Annotated in this window: 12 protein-coding genes; 7 read left to right on the top strand and 5 right to left on the bottom strand. The window is 35.3% G+C overall.

Annotated elements, in window-relative coordinates; genetic code table 11:
* Nucleotides 1-102: 102 nt before the first annotated feature.
* Complete coding sequence (locus B0I10_RS09275) at nt 103-4,182, bottom strand: choice-of-anchor L domain-containing protein (RefSeq protein WP_112086228.1); 4,080 nt, start codon at nt 4,180-4,182, stop codon at nt 103-105.
* A gap of 283 nt (nt 4,183-4,465) precedes the next feature.
* Between B0I10_RS09275 and B0I10_RS09270 the strand changes: the two genes are divergently transcribed.
* The 4 genes from B0I10_RS09270 (at nt 4,466) to hemL (ending at nt 9,525) form a co-directional block, all read left to right on the top strand.
* Complete coding sequence (locus B0I10_RS09270) at nt 4,466-6,391, top strand: T9SS sorting signal type C domain-containing protein (protein WP_112086227.1); 1,926 nt, start codon at nt 4,466-4,468, stop codon at nt 6,389-6,391.
* Nucleotides 6,392-6,472: 81 nt separating this feature from the next.
* Nucleotides 6,473-7,381 carry a 1-aminocyclopropane-1-carboxylate deaminase/D-cysteine desulfhydrase gene (locus tag B0I10_RS09265; protein ID WP_112086226.1) on the top strand — a complete coding sequence of 303 codons (909 nt, stop codon included), beginning with the start codon at nt 6,473-6,475 and terminating at the stop codon, nt 7,379-7,381.
* 4 nt (nt 7,382-7,385) lie between these two features.
* A complete protein-coding gene (locus B0I10_RS09260; protein WP_245942970.1) occupies nt 7,386-8,222 on the top strand; it encodes a glucosaminidase domain-containing protein in 837 nt (278 codons plus the stop codon).
* A gap of 16 nt (nt 8,223-8,238) precedes the next feature.
* The gene (gene hemL / locus B0I10_RS09255) at nt 8,239-9,525 is read left to right on the top strand and encodes a glutamate-1-semialdehyde 2,1-aminomutase (RefSeq protein WP_112086224.1); all 1,287 of its coding nucleotides are present in this window, start codon (nt 8,239-8,241) and stop codon (nt 9,523-9,525) included.
* Between the two features lie 94 nt (nt 9,526-9,619).
* Here hemL and B0I10_RS09250 read toward each other — a convergent pair whose 3' ends face one another.
* Together B0I10_RS09250 and B0I10_RS09245 are read right to left on the bottom strand one after the other, a co-directional pair.
* Entirely contained in the window at nt 9,620-9,991 is a 372-nt protein-coding gene (locus B0I10_RS09250; protein WP_112086223.1) for a hypothetical protein, read from the bottom strand.
* Between the two features lie 77 nt (nt 9,992-10,068).
* Nucleotides 10,069-10,533, bottom strand: a complete 465-nt coding sequence (locus B0I10_RS09245) for a hypothetical protein (protein WP_112086222.1) — start codon at nt 10,531-10,533, stop codon at nt 10,069-10,071.
* A gap of 139 nt (nt 10,534-10,672) precedes the next feature.
* On the opposite strand from B0I10_RS09245, the gene B0I10_RS09240 reads away from it, so the two are divergent.
* Nucleotides 10,673-10,933, top strand: coding sequence for a hypothetical protein (locus B0I10_RS09240; RefSeq protein ID WP_112086221.1), 261 nt, complete (start codon nt 10,673-10,675; stop codon nt 10,931-10,933).
* A gap of 52 nt (nt 10,934-10,985) precedes the next feature.
* Here the strand turns inward: B0I10_RS09240 and lysS are convergent, their stop codons facing one another.
* Nucleotides 10,986-12,677: a lysine--tRNA ligase gene (lysS, locus tag B0I10_RS09235; protein WP_112086220.1), complete on the bottom strand. Its 1,692-nt coding sequence runs from the start codon at nt 12,675-12,677 to the stop codon at nt 10,986-10,988.
* 274 nt (nt 12,678-12,951) lie between these two features.
* On the opposite strand from lysS, the gene lipB reads away from it, so the two are divergent.
* A complete protein-coding gene (gene lipB, locus B0I10_RS09230; RefSeq protein WP_112086219.1) occupies nt 12,952-13,692 on the top strand; it encodes a lipoyl(octanoyl) transferase LipB in 741 nt (246 codons plus the stop codon).
* A 79-nt stretch (nt 13,693-13,771) separates the two neighbouring features.
* On the opposite strand, the gene B0I10_RS09225 is transcribed toward lipB, so the two are convergent.
* Nucleotides 13,772-14,374, bottom strand: a complete 603-nt coding sequence (locus B0I10_RS09225; RefSeq protein WP_112086218.1) for a ribonuclease HII — start codon at nt 14,372-14,374, stop codon at nt 13,772-13,774.
* Nucleotides 14,375-14,685: 311 nt separating this feature from the next.
* On the opposite strand from B0I10_RS09225, the gene B0I10_RS09220 reads away from it, so the two are divergent.
* Nucleotides 14,686-16,407: a S8 family serine peptidase gene (locus B0I10_RS09220; protein ID WP_181456931.1), complete on the top strand. Its 1,722-nt coding sequence runs from the start codon at nt 14,686-14,688 to the stop codon at nt 16,405-16,407.
* Nucleotides 16,408-16,560: the final 153 nt, after the last annotated feature.

The following is a 16,560-nucleotide window of genomic DNA, read 5'->3' as shown; positions in this document are numbered from 1 at the left end:
AAGTTGTTAAAATCCGATAAACTACGTATTAATAAAACTCCGTTTTTTTTACATAAAAAAAGACCTCTATAAAGAGGCCTTTAGGTTAAACAACTAAAACAATTAATATAAGATTTTCTTGTTAACAATTATTTCATTTTCCAAGGTGATTTTAAGTATTAATGCTTGATTGGTCTTTTGCTCTTTTAGGGAAATTTCATTCGCATTAATATTAAAGTAATGATTAATTTTTCTGCCTAAAACATCATATACAGCTACTTCCTTTATAAGTGCATTCATAGAATATACAGTTAAATTTTCATTTGTAACAACTTTTATTTCTTGACTTTCAAAATCAATTGTACCTAATGTTTCGTTTGTGTAGATTATTTCAAATCGTTCATTATGCTCTCCTGTCAATGAATAGAATGTGTAAGGTTCAGAACTTAATTCATGAATTATTCCCAGTAAATTATCCTTTAAGTAAACAAATTGTTCGCTTTGAAATATTCCATCAACCGCTGCAATCGCAATAGTGTAGTTACCTTCAGCATTTGCTTTAAATCCTACAGGAACAACATCCTCAATTTCAAATGGTACACTTCTTCCTTGGATAGAATTTTTCTCATTACCAATTAATGAATAGAAGAAAGTTGAACCTGATATTTTTGTGTAGGTATCATAAATTCTGTCTTTTTCATTTGTAGCTCCTTCAACATACCCTATTAAAGTTCTACAAACCATATTTGCAGGATTTATTAAATCTAACCAAATTCTACCCGAATCTTGAGCGGATAATGTTTGATTACTGCTTCTGTAAAATTGTGTATTGTTTGCAGTTACACGCATGCTATTTGTAAATACAACATTGCTTGTTGCCTCTGCTCCGTCATTCATTAGTACAAAGAAACTCTGTCCTGCCGGAATATATCCATCATATGTGGCTGGTCCAGTAACCGTCCCGGTTCCGTTGTGAATAATGTAATCCGCAGACGAATAGTTGTAACCAAAACTGGCATAGAATGGATTTCCGTTGGCAGCAGATGGCAATGTGCCATGTGTCCATATGCGTATTGAACCTTCTAAATCTGGATTTGCAGCCATAAAATCTGTGTAGCGAATTGCTGACGGATACGGGTTTCCAATTAAATTAAAGTTGTCATCCATATTTGTTATGGTAACTCCGTTTGTTCCGGCATAATCAGATCCGGTATAACTACCTCTTGAAATTGGATAAGAAATCGTACCATTGTTTGGAACTCCGCTAAACGAGGCTCTAAATTCCTGAATAGTTGTTGTAAAAGAGTTTGGACCCCGAACGATATATCCTTTTCCTTGGATCATGTTTTCGTTTGCAGCAGACCATCCACCGATTCCGCCATTTGTGTTGCTTAATGTAGTGTTCCAAAAGAATCGTGTTGATGCCGGAGTGCCCGGAGACAGCGATGCAATATGGAAAGCATCTACAGGCGAAGACCAATATACATAATCTAATCTTCTAATAAATGCTTTTCGGTCATATCGAATTGAACCTGTGTTAGTTACGTTGTTTACTTGTACTAAGCTAGCATTGTTTTCAAACTCTAGTCTTCCGGTTGGCCTCACAACAACTTGATCCACAACCATAAGATGATTATTTTCTCTTACTGTGAGGAGCGAGCCGTCTCTCACTTCAAGATTAAATCCATTACCTATATAATCTGTTCCGCTAATAATTGGATCGTTTGCCGTTGCATTGATTATAACACAATCTTCATCAGTTGGAACGCCAAACGGTGTCCAATTAGATGGTGTATTCCAATCGGTATTTGCAGAGCCATTCCATGTTTTTGGTCTTCTAACAGTGAATGATCGAATTCCATAACATTCTCTTTCAATATTATAAACTCTTGCATAAATTGTTTGCGGATTTGACGTTTCAGAAAAACTTTCCGGATTTAAAATTGGGTTTGTGTTGTTGTGTGCATCTGCTAAACTAGTAAAATAGTTTAAGCCGAATGTTGGTTCCGGATAAAATTGAAGCAACCTGGAATTATTTTCAGTTAAATCAAATGGAACTCCAAAATTACATCGTGTAATATTTCTTGGTTGTAAAGGAGTTATTTCTGGGAAAATTTCAATTCGCACTTGATCTTCCACGTAACATTGTGGATTGCCTTTAATGTAGGCAACAACTCTAAAATCACCCCATTCTGTTACATTAAAGGTCGGGCCGGTAGCTGATGAAATCAGTACATCATCTTGATACCATTCAAAGTCAAAAATTGAGCTATCCAATCCGGGATTTAACATGACAGATTCGCCGTAACACAAAGCGGTATTGTCAACTATAAACAAGTCATCTCCTAAAGCAATTTCTCCCAGCGAAAAACTACTTCCTTTGATAAATACTGCTGAATCAAAAAGAGGATCTGCACGGTCTGCAATGGCTAATTTTATCCTGTATTGTTGGCCAGGTACCACAGTGCCTATTGCAGTTAAAGGGACAGTTGTGCCTCTGAAATTAATTGGAGCACTAATTGGATCATTGTAATAGTAGTTACCAAAATAACTTTCATTTACAGAGCTACAAAAACCATTATATAATTGATCTCTAATACTAACAACTGTAATTGGCGTAGTTGTTGATGGTACTACCGCAATATTGGTTGTGACACCGGTGGTTAAATTCGTTAACAAGAAAATAAAGGTATCTGAATAGTCACATTGATATTGACCATATTCATTTGAAGCAAATAAGAAATCAAAACTTATGGTGTCTTGAAAAGGCACAAAGTCAAATTGCAAGTAGCTCGCATTATGTGAAGTTTGCGGTGAACCCGAAACAGCAGACATTACCGCTTCAACATCACTATCACCGAGCCATGCAAAATTTCCGTCTGAGTTTGTAGCATCGTTTATAGATCCACCTGCTAGATTTGCATTTCCGGTCGATAAAACGATACCATCTTTAAAAGGAAATGACTCTCCTACTCTTGAAAAATAACCAATACCGCTTGAATTTCCATAGTTTGTTCCTGTCACTGAGGTAATGTTTGAAACACTTATACAACTATTTTCAAATAAAATATCTTTTACCAGCTCTACTACAGTGTGCGAAGTGGTTGAAGTACTAACTGTATCAGGCGAAGTTACACATATTTCAAATGTTCCGTTACCCGAATTATTATTATAACTGTATACTCTTACATAGTAGGTATTTCCCACAGTAAGATAATTGACTCTGGCAATTTCAGCAGAACTGAAATTTGCATCTCTACAGATTAAACTTGTTAATCCACCACAAGTTCCACTAAAAACTTGTAAAACAGCGTCATTTAAAGTTCCGGGAGTTACCGTAACAGTATGTGAAGTACTTGTTGCGACAAAGCTATACCAAACATCATCGTCAGCTACTCCTGTGCAACCGGTTTGAGATAATGTGGCACCAATTGTTGTTCCGGGCGTGCTAGAAGCACAAGTGGCATCTTCATTCACTGTAAGAGCAATGGCATTTGAACAATTATCATTTATTGGTGGTACAATGGAAGTTAAAGAGATGTTATCTATTGCAGCAGGAGGTTGTGTGCCACTACTATTATTATTTATCCATTCAAAAACTAAACGAAAAGATTGTCCAGCAAATGCAGATGGAACATTTACAGTGGTATTAGTCCAAGAAGCTTGGTTTTGAAAGTTGCCCAACAATACTCTTTCAGCAGCAGGAACTGTTGTTGTAATAAGTACTCCATATGCTGGTATATAGCTAGTTGGTATAGCCCAAACTCTCATCCAATCAGTATTGTTTTGGCCTCTTCCAATCCAGTTAAAATTTAAAATTATATTAGTTTCACCAGCAAGTATAGATACATCTCTATACAAATGTGTTCTACGGTTAACTGTTAATGTGTAATTATGAGGTGGTGTAATGGCTGATGCATTATTAGTAATATAAGCGCACCGTGATCCCGAAAATCCTGCAGTTGCACCAGTATGACACACCCATTGGTTTTGAGATGATGTCCCTGTTGTAACATTCCAACCATTAGCAGCAAACGTAGCACCACTTTCAAAACCTCCATTTGTAGTAGGATTGATATGCACCGTTTGTGATCTTACAAATTGAATTGTAAAAAGTAAAAATACAAGTATAAATTTAGATCTTAGATTTAAATTTAAATCTTCTTTTTTTGTTTCATTAATTAGTGTAGAATAATTTTTCATGACTTATTAATTTTAAAATGAGTTTTCATTACTTAATTTTTGACAGAGCAAATATATCACAAAACCGATAAAGTGTATAAAAAAATCGACAAAATACATTAAATTTATATAAATATAAGAAAAATAATACTTAAATGTTAAATAAATGTGCGTTTTATCGATGGTTGAAAACTCTTTTTTAACATTTGCAGGCTAAATTTCTTATTCTGTTAAAAAAAAAGTATTGTCAAATAATAATTGTAATGAAATAAATACTTAAATTTGGGTTTTTAAGTTTTTAATTATGAGAAGTTTACTAAAGTTTTTTATTATTATTGGAGTGTTTTCTGTGGGAATGCAATCCCAAGCACAATTATTTGTGAGCTCTGGCAGCTTTTTATATGTAAATGACCTATATATTACCGTTACGCAAGATGTCAATTTGGCTAGTGCCGGACATATTTATTTGAGGAATGAAAGTCAGTTGCTTCAAAAAACGACGCTAGGTTCTAATAACATTGGACTCGGAACGTTGTCAGCATTTCAAGAAGGTACTTCGAACAATTTTGGTTATAATTATTGGTGTTCACCGGTAGGAGAGCCAACTGCGTCTGTCGGAAATTCCAATTTTGGTATTTCTTTATTGAAAAGACCAACAGGTTTAACAACTTTTGGAGGAGAAGCAATTATAACAACTTTAAATGGTTCTACAACAAATGCTGCTTTAAACATCTCAAGCAGATGGATTTATACGCTAACAACAACTAATCAATATTCAAATTGGAGTTATATCGCAGCAGCTACTTCTATTGGAGCCGGTCAAGGTTTCACCATGAAAGGCGTAAGCGGTTCAGACAACACTACCGTTTTAGGAGTTCAAAATAATCCTGGCAACAGCCAACGCTACGATTTTAGAGGAAAACCGAATGATGGAAATATCAACATTCCGGTTGGGAATTCATTTGATGGGGCAACTTCATATACTGAAAGTACACTAACCGGAAATCCCTATCCATCTGCAATAAATTTGAATTTGTTTTTGTTGGAAAACAATGGTCGTACCGTAGATTATGTCACGGGAGCTGTGTCACCATCAGTTTCACCAATTATTAATGGGAATGCTTATTTCTGGGAACATCAGAAACCTGCTACTTCTCATACTTTATCTGAGTATGTTGGAGGATACGGAGTTTATGTTCCTAATAATGTTAATGCATTTTCTCCCGGAACATATACTAGTGCTCCTTGGAATACCTACAATGGTGATGGTTCATTTAATAATACATCAGGAAATTCCGGAGTAAATTACCGCAGAATGTTTTCTCCGGTAGGTCAAGGTTTTATAATAAAAGGATCAGTTGCTGCCGGAACTGCAATAATGAGAAATCGTTATCGCGCTTTTATGAAAGAAGGAGTAGCAAACAACTCGCAATTTGAAAGAAATGCAAATAATTATGAAACAAATTCTGATTCAGATACAAATTGGCCGGAAATTCCAAATTTAACAGGAACAGATTACACGCAATTTTCAAAATTGCAAGTTCCTCAAATTAGAATTCAAACTATTTTGAATAATCAATTTACCAGAGAAGTAGTTTTGGCATTCAATCCGAATGCAACAGATGGACTTGATAATGCTTATGATGCACCAATGCAGGGTTTAAATTTACCAACGGATGTCTATTTTCCGTTAACAGCAGATAATCAATTTGCCATTTCAACGTTACCATTTGATATCAATAAAAGAATACCATTTGCACTAAAAGCAGTTAATCAGTCAACTTTTAGGGTTTATGTGGGTGAGATTATCAATTTTGAAGAAGCTGAAAATATTTTCCTTTTTGATAGTGAAACGAACATCTATCATGACATTAAAAATAGTTTTGTGGACATTACTTTACCAGCAGGCGGAACCACCAATGAGCGTTTTGAAGTTACTTTCTTAGACGAAACATTAGGAAATGAAACTATCAAAAGTGAACAATTTATGATTGTACAAAACAACGATAGCGGATTGCTCTCCATCAAAAATCCAAATTTAGTTGATTTAAAATCAGCCACATTGTTTGATATTACCGGTAAATTAATTTTCACAAAAGAAAAATTAGGAGCACAAGAAGTCTATTCATTCCCAACTATTGGGTTGAGCGACAGTATTTATATCGTAAAATTAATTACGGCAGACAATCAAGAAATCAGTAAAAAGGTTTCTATTTATAGAGTGAATTAAAAATGATAAAAAAATAGTTAAAAGACAGTTCGAACGAGCTGTCTTTTTTATTTAACAGCATTTCAATACCTTTGCAACAGTATGATAGTTGAGGTTATTAATCAGGAAATAAAAGAAGTTGGAAATCAAGTTTCCCTTTATATCAAAAGAGAAGATTTGATTCATCCCTTTATTTCAGGAAATAAATATCGAAAACTAAAGTATAATTTGATCAAAGCAAAAGAAGAAGGTCAAACAACCTTGTTAACTTTCGGTGGAGCTTTTTCAAATCATATTGCAGCCGTTGCTTTTGCAGGAAAAGAGTATGGTTTTAAAACAATTGGAATAATTCGTGGCGAGGAACTTTCTACAAAAGTATATGAAAATCCAACACTTTCATTTGCACAACAAAACGGAATGAATTTCTTTTTCGAAACTAGGGAAAATTACAGAAATAAAGATTCAGATAATTATAAAAACAGCTTAAAAGCGTTGTTTGGAAATTTTTATCTCATTCCGGAAGGAGGAACAAATGCATTAGCTGTTCGAGGTTGTGAAGAGATTTTAACAGCAGAAGACAATGAGTTTGACTATATTTGTTGCTCAGTTGGAACCGGCGGAACAATTTCAGGTTTAATAAATGCTAGTTCAGAGAATCAAAAAGTACTTGGTTTTCCGGCTCTAAAAGGAGGTTTTTTAAATCATGAAATTGCTAAATTTACTACCAATAAAAATTGGGATGTGACAGATGATTATACTTTTGGAGGTTATGCTAAAACAACAAATGAATTGATTGATTTTATGAATTCATTTTATGCAAGTACTAAAATACCGCTGGATCCCGTTTATACAGGTAAAATGATGTTCGGGATTGATGATTTAATTAAGAGAAATTATTTCGCGAAAGGATCAAAAATCTTAGCCATTCACACCGGCGGATTGCAAGGAATTAGTGGAATGAATATAAAATTAGAAGATAAAAAATTACAAAAAATAAAGTTCGATGGTTAAAAAAATGCTATTCATTTTCGGTTTGTTATTGTTGGTTTCGTGTTCAAGTTCCAAACCGGTTGTGCGAACTACTAAAAAAAGTACTCCCGTGACTAGAACTGCAAAAAAGCCTATTGCCAAGTCACCAACTAATAACAAACACTCTTCAAATACATCAAAACCTTCTACAGAGGTTTTAGAGGCTACATCGAATGTGAAAGTAACCACAGAGCTCGTGCTAAAGTACATCGATGATTTTAAAGATATTGCCAAAGAAAACATGCGTCAACACGGCATTCCGGCTAGTATAACGCTTGCCCAAGGAATTTTAGAGTCCGGTGTTGGTCAAGGTTCATTAAGCAAAAGAGCCAATAATCATTTCGGAATAAAATGTCACAAAGAATGGACAGGACCCAGCGTTCGTCATGACGACGATTCTGCTCAGGAATGCTTTAGAAAATATGACGATCCCGCTGATTCCTACCGCGACCATTCTTTATTTTTAACGACAAGAAGTCGTTACGCCTCACTTTTTGAATTGCCAAGAGACGATTACAAAGCTTGGGCAAAAGGGCTTAGAGCTGCTGGTTATGCAACGGATACTAAGTATCCGGATAAATTAATTAGTTTGATAGAACGATATCAATTAAACCAATATGATACAGAAGTGTTAGGGAAGTTTTCCACTTCAAAAAAAGTGGTTTCTTCAGGAAAATCATCCGAAAAAGAATATATCGTAACCAAAGGAGATACGTTGTATTCACTCTCAAAAAAATTCAATATTTCCATAGACGAAATAAAACGCAACAATAACATGAAATCAGATTCACTTTCTGTAGGTCAGGTTATTTATCTAAAATAATTCAAAAAAATCACCAATGCAATACCAAAGAAGCAGCAAGTTGTTTGCTGAAGCTGAAAAAGTAATTCCGGGCGGAGTAAATTCTCCCGTTAGAGCATTTAAAGGAGTGGGAGGAACGCCTATTTTTGTAAAAAGTGCCAAAGGAGCCTATTTGTTTGATGAAGACGGAAATAAACTCATTGATTATATCAATTCTTGGGGACCAATGATTTTAGGACACGCGCATGAACCAGTAATCAAGGCGATTACGGAAAGAGCTAAATTAGGAACTTCCTTTGGGATGCCAACCGAATTGGAAACAAAAATAGCTGAACTCGCTGTTTCGATGGTACCTAATATCGATAAAATCCGTTTTGTAAATTCGGGCACAGAAGCTTGCATGAGTGCTATTCGACTCGCTCGCGGTTATACAAAAAGAGATAAAATCATCAAGTTTGCAGGATGCTATCACGGTCATTCCGATTCTTTCCTAATCCAAGCAGGAAGTGGAGCCAGTACATTTGGTATTCCTAATAGTCCGGGTGTGACGCAAGGAACCGCAAAGGATACTTTATTGGCTCATTACAATAACTTGGATAGTGTAAGGGAATTATTTGAAAACAATAAAAATGAAATTGCCGCTATTATTGTGGAACCCGTAGCCGGCAACATGGGATGCATTCCGCCTCAAAAAGGATTTTTAGAGGGTTTGAGAAGCTTGTGCGATGACAACGGAGCCTTATTTATTTTTGATGAAGTAATGACAGGATTCAGGCTTGCCAAAGGTGGAGTTCAAGAATTATATGCTGTGAAAGCTGATATCGTTTGTTTTGGAAAAGTAATTGGTGGCGGTTTACCCGTTGGTGCTTTTGCAGCAAGAAACGAAATTATGAATTATTTAGCTCCTTTAGGGCCCGTTTACCAAGCGGGAACCTTGTCAGGAAATCCTTTAGCGATGGCTGCAGGTTTGGCAATGTTATCTGAACTGAATGTCCACGCTTCTATTTTTGAACGATTGGATGAAAAAACAGCCTACCTAGAAAATGGTATTCGTAAGGTGTTGACTCAAAACGGTGTTGTTTTTACGATCAACAGAGTGGGATCTATGATTTCTGTGCATTTCAATGAAACACCTGTTGTTGATTTTGAAACTGCTAAAGGCGGTGATAATGAAATGTTTAAAAAGTTCTTCCACGGACTGCTAAATGAGGGAGTTTATATTGCTCCGTCTGCCTACGAAACATGGTTTATTACAGATGCTTTATCTTATGCCGATTTAGATTTTACGATTAAAGCAATTGATAAGGTATCAAAAACGTTGTAAAAATAGTAGGCGTAAACCACAGCATAAAAATAGTATATAAAAAATGCCCCAAAAAGTACATTCTATTTGGGGCATTTGTTAAAAAAACTAATTTTTATTGTTTGCTGTATTTTAAATGAGTTAACTTATTATACAATTCTTTGTTTTCTTTTAACTTCTTTGCTTGCTCTTCATTTAAACCGCTTAAGAATTTTTGTCCAAATCGCTCATAAATTGATGCTTTTTCTTCATCTGATTTTGCATTACTTACAGCTTCATTTCTCATCATAAATAAGGTAAGAAAATCATTTTTTAATTCTGGTGTTAATTCAACAACAGAGGAAAGCTCTCTCAATTCACTATAAGCCATTTCTTTAACGCTCTGTTCTTTAGGTTTTGAATCAGACGTCATTTTTAAATTCGATTGGGCATTGGTAGAAAATACAAAAGCAAATAAAACTACTACTATAGAAACAATTTTTTTCATGATAAAGTTATTTTTTTGATTAGTTAATAGGCGAATATAAATTAAAATGACTAATTAACAAAATATTATCTTGAAATTTATTTGCGTTCTTTTTGTTTTTTACCTTTTGAACCTCTTCTATCTTGCATTTTTTCTTTTCTATATGCTTGTTTTGCTTCCCATTTCGAAAATTGTCCTTCTGTAAGAATTTTTTTCAACTCGGCTTTCATGGCAATCTGCTCGTCAAGCATTTGATTTTTCATGGCAAACCGTTCGTCTTGATTAAGCGATTTTCCAGCGTCTTTGTTTGCTTTCCATTCGGTTTTTTTAGTTTCTCTTTTTTTGGCTTGATCGAGTACGATTTTTTTAATTTCAGCTTGTTGTTTTGCGTTTAAATCCAAATCAAGTGTCATTCTTTTAACTTGAAGTTCAGCTTGTTGTTCCGGAGTTAAACTTTCACGGTTTTCCATTCTGGCTTTTCTTTCTTGGTTTTGTAGACTTTTTTCTTGTGCAACGGTTAAAAATCCAATTAACAAAATTGCGGTAACAATTAAATTTTTCATTTTTTATTGATTTTATTGATTATACTGCTTAGACAAATGATTTATAAAAAGGTTTAATCTTTTAGTTTTTATTAACAGTAAGAATAAAAGGTAAAATTTTATATATTGCACCTAATTAACCATAAAAAACTTAATAATTATGAACGAATTAGACAATTCAAATCAAAAGCCAATGTCAGTAAAAGACTGGCTTATTACTTTATTAATTATGGCAATCCCATTAGTTGGTTTTATTATGCTGTTTGTTTATGCCTTTAGCGATAGCGAAAATGTGAATAAGAAAAATTGGGCAAAAGCTCAATTAATTATGCTGGCCATTGTGATGGGTTTATTTTTACTTTTCTTTATTTTATTTGGAGCATTTTTTGCTTCTATAATGGCGGGTTCGCAAAGTTACTAAATGCAAAATCCCGACTATTTAGGTCGGGATTAGTTTTTTTATTAAGAAGGTTTTACCCTTTCAGTTCAACTGTTTTTAAGTCGCCATCAACACTTACTTTTACCAAATTATGTTTGGCTAAACCTTTCATGGCGGCATCCCATTTTTTTCCACTCAAAGCAGTTTTTTCTTTTAGTTCTGCCAACGCGATGTTGTAGGAAGATTTTAAAATTTCGATAATTATTTTTTCATCGTCGGTCAATTCCACTTGTTTTTTCTCCGGTCGCATTTGTGGGAAGAAAAGTACTTCTTGGATTGATTGATTATTGGTTAAAAACATAATTAAACGATCCATTCCAATGCCTAAACCAGAAGTTGGTGGCATTCCGTATTCTAATGCTCGTAAGAAATCATTATCAATGAACATGGCCTCATCATCACCCCGATCGGCTAATTTTAATTGCGATTCAAATCGTTCGCGTTGGTCAATCGGGTCATTTAATTCAGAGTAAGCGTTAGCCACTTCTTTCCCGCAAACCATTAATTCAAAACGTTCGGTGAGTTCAGGATTGGTGCGGTGTTCTTTGCAAAGCGGACTCATTTCTTTTGGGTAATCGGTAATGAAAGTAGGTTGAATAAAATTTCCCTCGCATTTGGCTCCAAAAATCTCATCGATGAGTTTTCCTTTACCCATAGTTTCGTCTACTTGGATTCCCATTTTTAAAGCGGCGGCCCTAATTTCGTCTTCCGATTTTCCTGAAATATCAAATCCGGTAAATTGAATAATGGCTGCGGTCATTGTTACGCGAGGATAGGGAGCTTTAAAACTAATGTTGTGTTCGCCAAAAATTGCATTAGTTGAGCCATTTACATGATTGGCACAGTATTCCAGCAAATTTTCTGTAAATTCCATCATCCAGTTGTAGTCTTTGTAGGCTACGTAAATTTCCATGGCAGTAAATTCCGGATTGTGCGTTCTGTCCATTCCTTCGTTGCGGAAATTTTTGGAAAATTCGTAAACGCCGTCAAATCCGCCAACGATTAATCTTTTTAGGTATAATTCGTTTGCAATTCGCATATATAATGGAATGTCTAAACTATTGTGATGCGTCATAAACGGACGAGCGGCCGCTCCACCGGGAATGGATTGCAAAATAGGTGTTTCGACTTCAAAGTAACCTTTGTCGTTAAAAAATGTTCGCATAGCATTAAATAGCTTTGTTCGTTTTACAAAAACTTCTTTAACGTGCGGATTAACCACTAAATCAACGTATCGCATACGGTAACGCAACTCGGCGTCGTTAAATGCGTCGTGCACTTTTCCTTCTTCGTCTATTTTTGGTAAAGGTAATGGGCGTAATGTTTTGCTTAAAAAGGTAAAATTGTCAACGCGAACGCATTGTGCACCCACTTTTGTGGTGAATAATTCACCTTCGATACCAACAAAATCACCCAAGTCGGTCAGTTTTTTAAAAACTTGATTGTAAAGTGTTTTGTCTTCACCGGGACAAAGTACGTCACGGTTTAGGTAAAGCTGTATTCGACCGTCGCTGTCTTGCAATTCGGCAAAACACGCTTTTCCTTGGTCGCGAACACTCATGATTCTTCCGGAAATGATGACTTTTTTTCCGTCTGCAAAGTTTTCTTTTACTTGTTTGGAAGTATGGTTTACAGGAAATAAATCGGCAGGATAGGGGTTTATGCCTAATTGACGAAGTCCGTTGAGTTTTTCTCTTCTGATAATTTCTTGTTCCGAAAGTTGCATAGTGACGTTTTTTTAAGCGTGCAAAGATAGCGATTATTTGGTAATGTGTCAATGGGATAGTGTGTCAATTGGTTGGGATGAATTAATATTGGAATGGGATTTTTAAATGATTGGCTTTTTAGCCCCGATTGAGCCGGTAGCTCCCGCTTTTTGGGCGGGACTAAAGGCGAAAGCGGGAACATGGATTCCAGAAAAAGCCCAAGCCATTCGCTTCTAAAAAAATCAGCATCTATATTAAGGTATAAGTTGTATTTTTGTGCTTTATAGTGCGATTATGGAAAAAGTAGTTTTGGTGGAAGATTTAGGATTGAATGATTATAAAGCAACATGGGAATATCAAGAGGAATTGTTTAAGCATGTAGTGGATTTAAAAATTAAGAATAGGCGAGAGGAAACAAATTTGCCAACGCCTAATTATTTTTTGTTTGTGGAGCATCCGCATGTGTATACGTTAGGTAAAAGTGGTGATTTGAGTAATTTGCTTTTGACTGAAAAACAGTTGGCTGATAAGGGAGCAACTTTTTATAAGATAAACCGTGGTGGAGATATTACGTATCATGGGCCGGGACAAATTGTGGGTTATCCCATTTTGGATTTGGAGAATTTTTTTACCGATATTCATAAATATTTGCGTTTATTGGAAGAAACGATTATTTTAACATTGGCGGAATATGGTTTGAAAACGCAGCGTAGTCCGGGTGAAACCGGTGTTTGGTTGGATGTGGGAACGCCATTTGCCAGAAAAATTTGTGCGATGGGAGTTCGTGCTTCGCGGTGGGTCACGATGCACGGGTTTGCATTGAATGTGAATGCGGATTTAGGTTATTTTGATCATATTATTCCCTGTGGCATTCGTGGAAAAGCGGTAACTTCTTTGCAGGTTGAATTGGGTTTAGATAAAGTGGATGAGGCGGAAGTTAAAGGAAAAATTTTAAAACATTTTGAGGTGCTTTTTGAATGTGAATTTAAATCTGTTGTTTTGGATGGTTCGTTAACGGGAACACGGAATTTATAATTGCAGAGGATTTATCTTTCGTAGAACACAGATTTTAAAAATCGGAAAAATTTTAGAAATATATTTTTAATCGAACAATCTAAAAATCTAACTTCAGTTGTTCAGGCAGTAGCCGAAAACTCAGTCGGTGGTATTTTGTGATGCCGTATTTTGCAATTGCTTCCCGGTGTTCTTTGGTGGGGTAGCCTTTGTTTTTTTTCCAATTGTACATGGGGAATTCCTCGTGAATTTGATTCATATAATCATCGCGGTAGGTTTTGGCTAAAACGGATGCGGCGGCAATGCTCATGTATTTGCTGTCACCTTTGATAATGCAACTGTAAGGAATATTGTTCAAGGGTTTAAATCGATTTCCATCAACAATAATGTATTCTGGTATAGGAGTTAACTTCATAATGCTTTCTTGCATAGCTTGAATGGACGCATTGAGAATATTAATTTTATCAATAATAAGTGGTTCCAGATGAGTATAGCTGAACGAAATTGCTTGTGCTTCTATCATGGGTCTAAGTTTTTCTCTTGTTTTTTCAGAGAGTTGTTTGGAGTCGTTTAATAGTTCTAGTTTGAAATCTTCCGGTAGGATTACTGCTGCTGCAGTTACTGGGCCTGCGAGGCAGCCACGGCCGGCTTCGTCGGTGCCGGCTTCTACAGTACCAAATTTTAGATATTTATAAAGGCTCATTTTAAGAATAATTTAGTTTTTTTTTATTGTAATTTTGTCTAAACATTTTTTATATTTGTAAATTGAAAACTTGAGTAAAGTTATATTTTTATCCAAGATTTCACAGTAATTAAAAAAAAAATAATATGAAAATTAAAATTACGTTAAAGCATATTTTAAGCTCGATTCTTTTGTTTTCTGGGTTTGTTGTTCTTTCACAAACTCAAGAGCAAAGAGAAAAGATAATTTCTAAAACGGATACAGGTCGATTAATGGAATTGTCATCAGTTTTTTCTAAAGAGTTCAAAGAGAACAAAGAAAAAGCACTTGCAATGGCTACTATTAAAGGTTGGCCTTTAACTATGCAAAATAGTGATGGTTCGTTTGCAGAGCTTCAAGGTATTTTAGAAAATGGTAATCCTCTTTATTTTACAACCTATAACACCGGTGCCGCGTCAACTTCTAAGATTAACAGTTTAAATACCGGTGGTTCGTTAGGTTTAAATCTAAACGGGCAAAATATGATTGTGGGTGTATGGGACCAAAATGTTCCGCTCATAACTCACACTGATTTCGGCGGTAGAATTATTATTTTAGATGGATCATCTGTTCAAACCTCTTTTCATTCCACTCACGTGACAGGGACTGTATTAGGTGCAGGAACAACAAATGCACCCTCCAAAGGTATGGCTTTTCAGTCCGCTGGGTATATCTTAGATTGGAATAATGATTATGCAGAAATGTCCTTTGAGGCTGGTTTTGGCTTGCTACTTTCTAATCATTCGTATGGACAAATAGCCACTCAACTTTCTGAATTTCAATTTGGGGCCTATGTCTCAAGATCCAGACAATTAGATGAAATTGCATTTGCTGCTCCTTATTATTTATCAGTTCACGCTGCTGGGAATGACAGAAATGACAACAATCAGACTGTAAATCCAACAAAAGGAGGGTATGATTTATTAAATGGTAACAAAACATCCAAAAACACCTTAGTTGTAGCTGCGGTAAATCAAGTTACAAATTATACGGGTCCTTCAAGTGTAGCAATTTCTTCATTTTCAAGCTATGGACCAACGGATGACAATAGGGTTAAACCTGATATTTCAGCCAAAGGAGTTAATGTTATTTCCACTTCAAATGCCTCAATTTCAAGCCATGGACCTTCAAGCGGTACTTCGATGGCCTCACCAGTAGTTACAGGTGGATTACTTTTGATACAGCAGCATTACAGTAATCTCAATCAAGGAAACTTTATGAAGTCGTCTTCACTAAGAGGTTTAGCATGCCATACTGCAGATGAAGCAGGAGCTTGGGATGGTCCGGATCCAATCTATGGTTGGGGACTTTTTAATGCAGAAAAAGCTGCTCAACTGATTACAAATAAAGCAGCTGGCTTATCTATTATTGATGAAAGAACATTAAATCAAGGGCAAACTTACACGAAAGTTGTTAATGCTACAGGAAACGCTCCTTTGGAAGTTACTATCTGTTGGACAGACAGACCAGGTGCTATAAATTCAGGTGTTGTTGACTCAAGTACGCCTGTGCTTGTAAATAATTTAGATGTAAGGATTTTAAAAAATGATGTAGTACATTTTCCATGGAGATTAGGAAATTCTCATACTGATGAAGCTATTCGTGCGGACAACAATGTAGATAATATAGAAAAGGTTGAAATTGATAATGCTAGTGGGGAGTACACGATTGTGGTTTCTCACAAAGGCAATCTAACAGGTGGTAGTCAAGAGTATGCCTTACTTGTTAGTGGAATTAATGAAAATTTAAGTTTAGATACTGTGAATACTAATAATTTTTCACTTACTCCCAATCCGGTAAGTGATCGTCTCGTTGTAAATTCTAACCAACTTTATGAATCGAATATCATTTGCTATATTTATGATTTACAAGGTAGACTTGTAGATACATTTAATGCGGATTTCACTCAAGATAGTACTTATGAAATTGATGTTACCTCACTTTCTTCTGGGGTCTATGTTTTGAAGGCACAGGGCGATGATGTCCAATTCAGTAAAAAATTCGTAAAAAAATAGTTTTTACTATTTTAGAATCTTATTAATAACAATTAAAGAGAAGCTTAATGCTTCTCTTTTTTTATTTCTTTACGCTAATCTTATAGAATATTAATGATTTTTACTTCCAAATAATTTTTTCTGATTGTTTTATTTAATAAAAAATTAATATAT

This window comes from Flavobacterium lacus, from assembly GCF_003268815.1.
GTDB lineage: Bacteria > Bacteroidota > Bacteroidia > Flavobacteriales > Flavobacteriaceae > Flavobacterium > Flavobacterium lacus.
The sequence above is the reverse complement of the archived record's forward strand: the minus strand, read 5'-3'. Positions and strand labels throughout refer to the sequence as shown.

What these genes read in the sequence shown, in the direction of transcription:
- B0I10_RS09275 (WP_112086228.1), bottom strand. Translation starts at nt 4,182, where the DNA reads ATGAAAAATTATTCTACACTAATTAATGAAACAAAAAAAGAAGATTTA.
- B0I10_RS09270 (WP_112086227.1), top strand. Translation starts at nt 4,466, where the DNA reads ATGAGAAGTTTACTAAAGTTTTTTATTATTATTGGAGTGTTTTCTGTG.
- B0I10_RS09265 (WP_112086226.1), top strand. Translation starts at nt 6,473, where the DNA reads ATGATAGTTGAGGTTATTAATCAGGAAATAAAAGAAGTTGGAAATCAA.
- B0I10_RS09260 (WP_245942970.1), top strand. Translation starts at nt 7,386, where the DNA reads ATGCTATTCATTTTCGGTTTGTTATTGTTGGTTTCGTGTTCAAGTTCC.
- hemL (WP_112086224.1), top strand. Translation starts at nt 8,239, where the DNA reads ATGCAATACCAAAGAAGCAGCAAGTTGTTTGCTGAAGCTGAAAAAGTA.
- B0I10_RS09250 (WP_112086223.1), bottom strand. Translation starts at nt 9,991, where the DNA reads ATGAAAAAAATTGTTTCTATAGTAGTAGTTTTATTTGCTTTTGTATTT.
- B0I10_RS09245 (WP_112086222.1), bottom strand. Translation starts at nt 10,533, where the DNA reads ATGAAAAATTTAATTGTTACCGCAATTTTGTTAATTGGATTTTTAACC.
- B0I10_RS09240 (WP_112086221.1), top strand. Translation starts at nt 10,673, where the DNA reads ATGAACGAATTAGACAATTCAAATCAAAAGCCAATGTCAGTAAAAGAC.
- lysS (WP_112086220.1), bottom strand. Translation starts at nt 12,677, where the DNA reads ATGCAACTTTCGGAACAAGAAATTATCAGAAGAGAAAAACTCAACGGA.
- lipB (WP_112086219.1), top strand. Translation starts at nt 12,952, where the DNA reads ATGGAAAAAGTAGTTTTGGTGGAAGATTTAGGATTGAATGATTATAAA.
- B0I10_RS09225 (WP_112086218.1), bottom strand. Translation starts at nt 14,374, where the DNA reads ATGAGCCTTTATAAATATCTAAAATTTGGTACTGTAGAAGCCGGCACC.
- B0I10_RS09220 (WP_181456931.1), top strand. Translation starts at nt 14,686, where the DNA reads ATGGCTACTATTAAAGGTTGGCCTTTAACTATGCAAAATAGTGATGGT.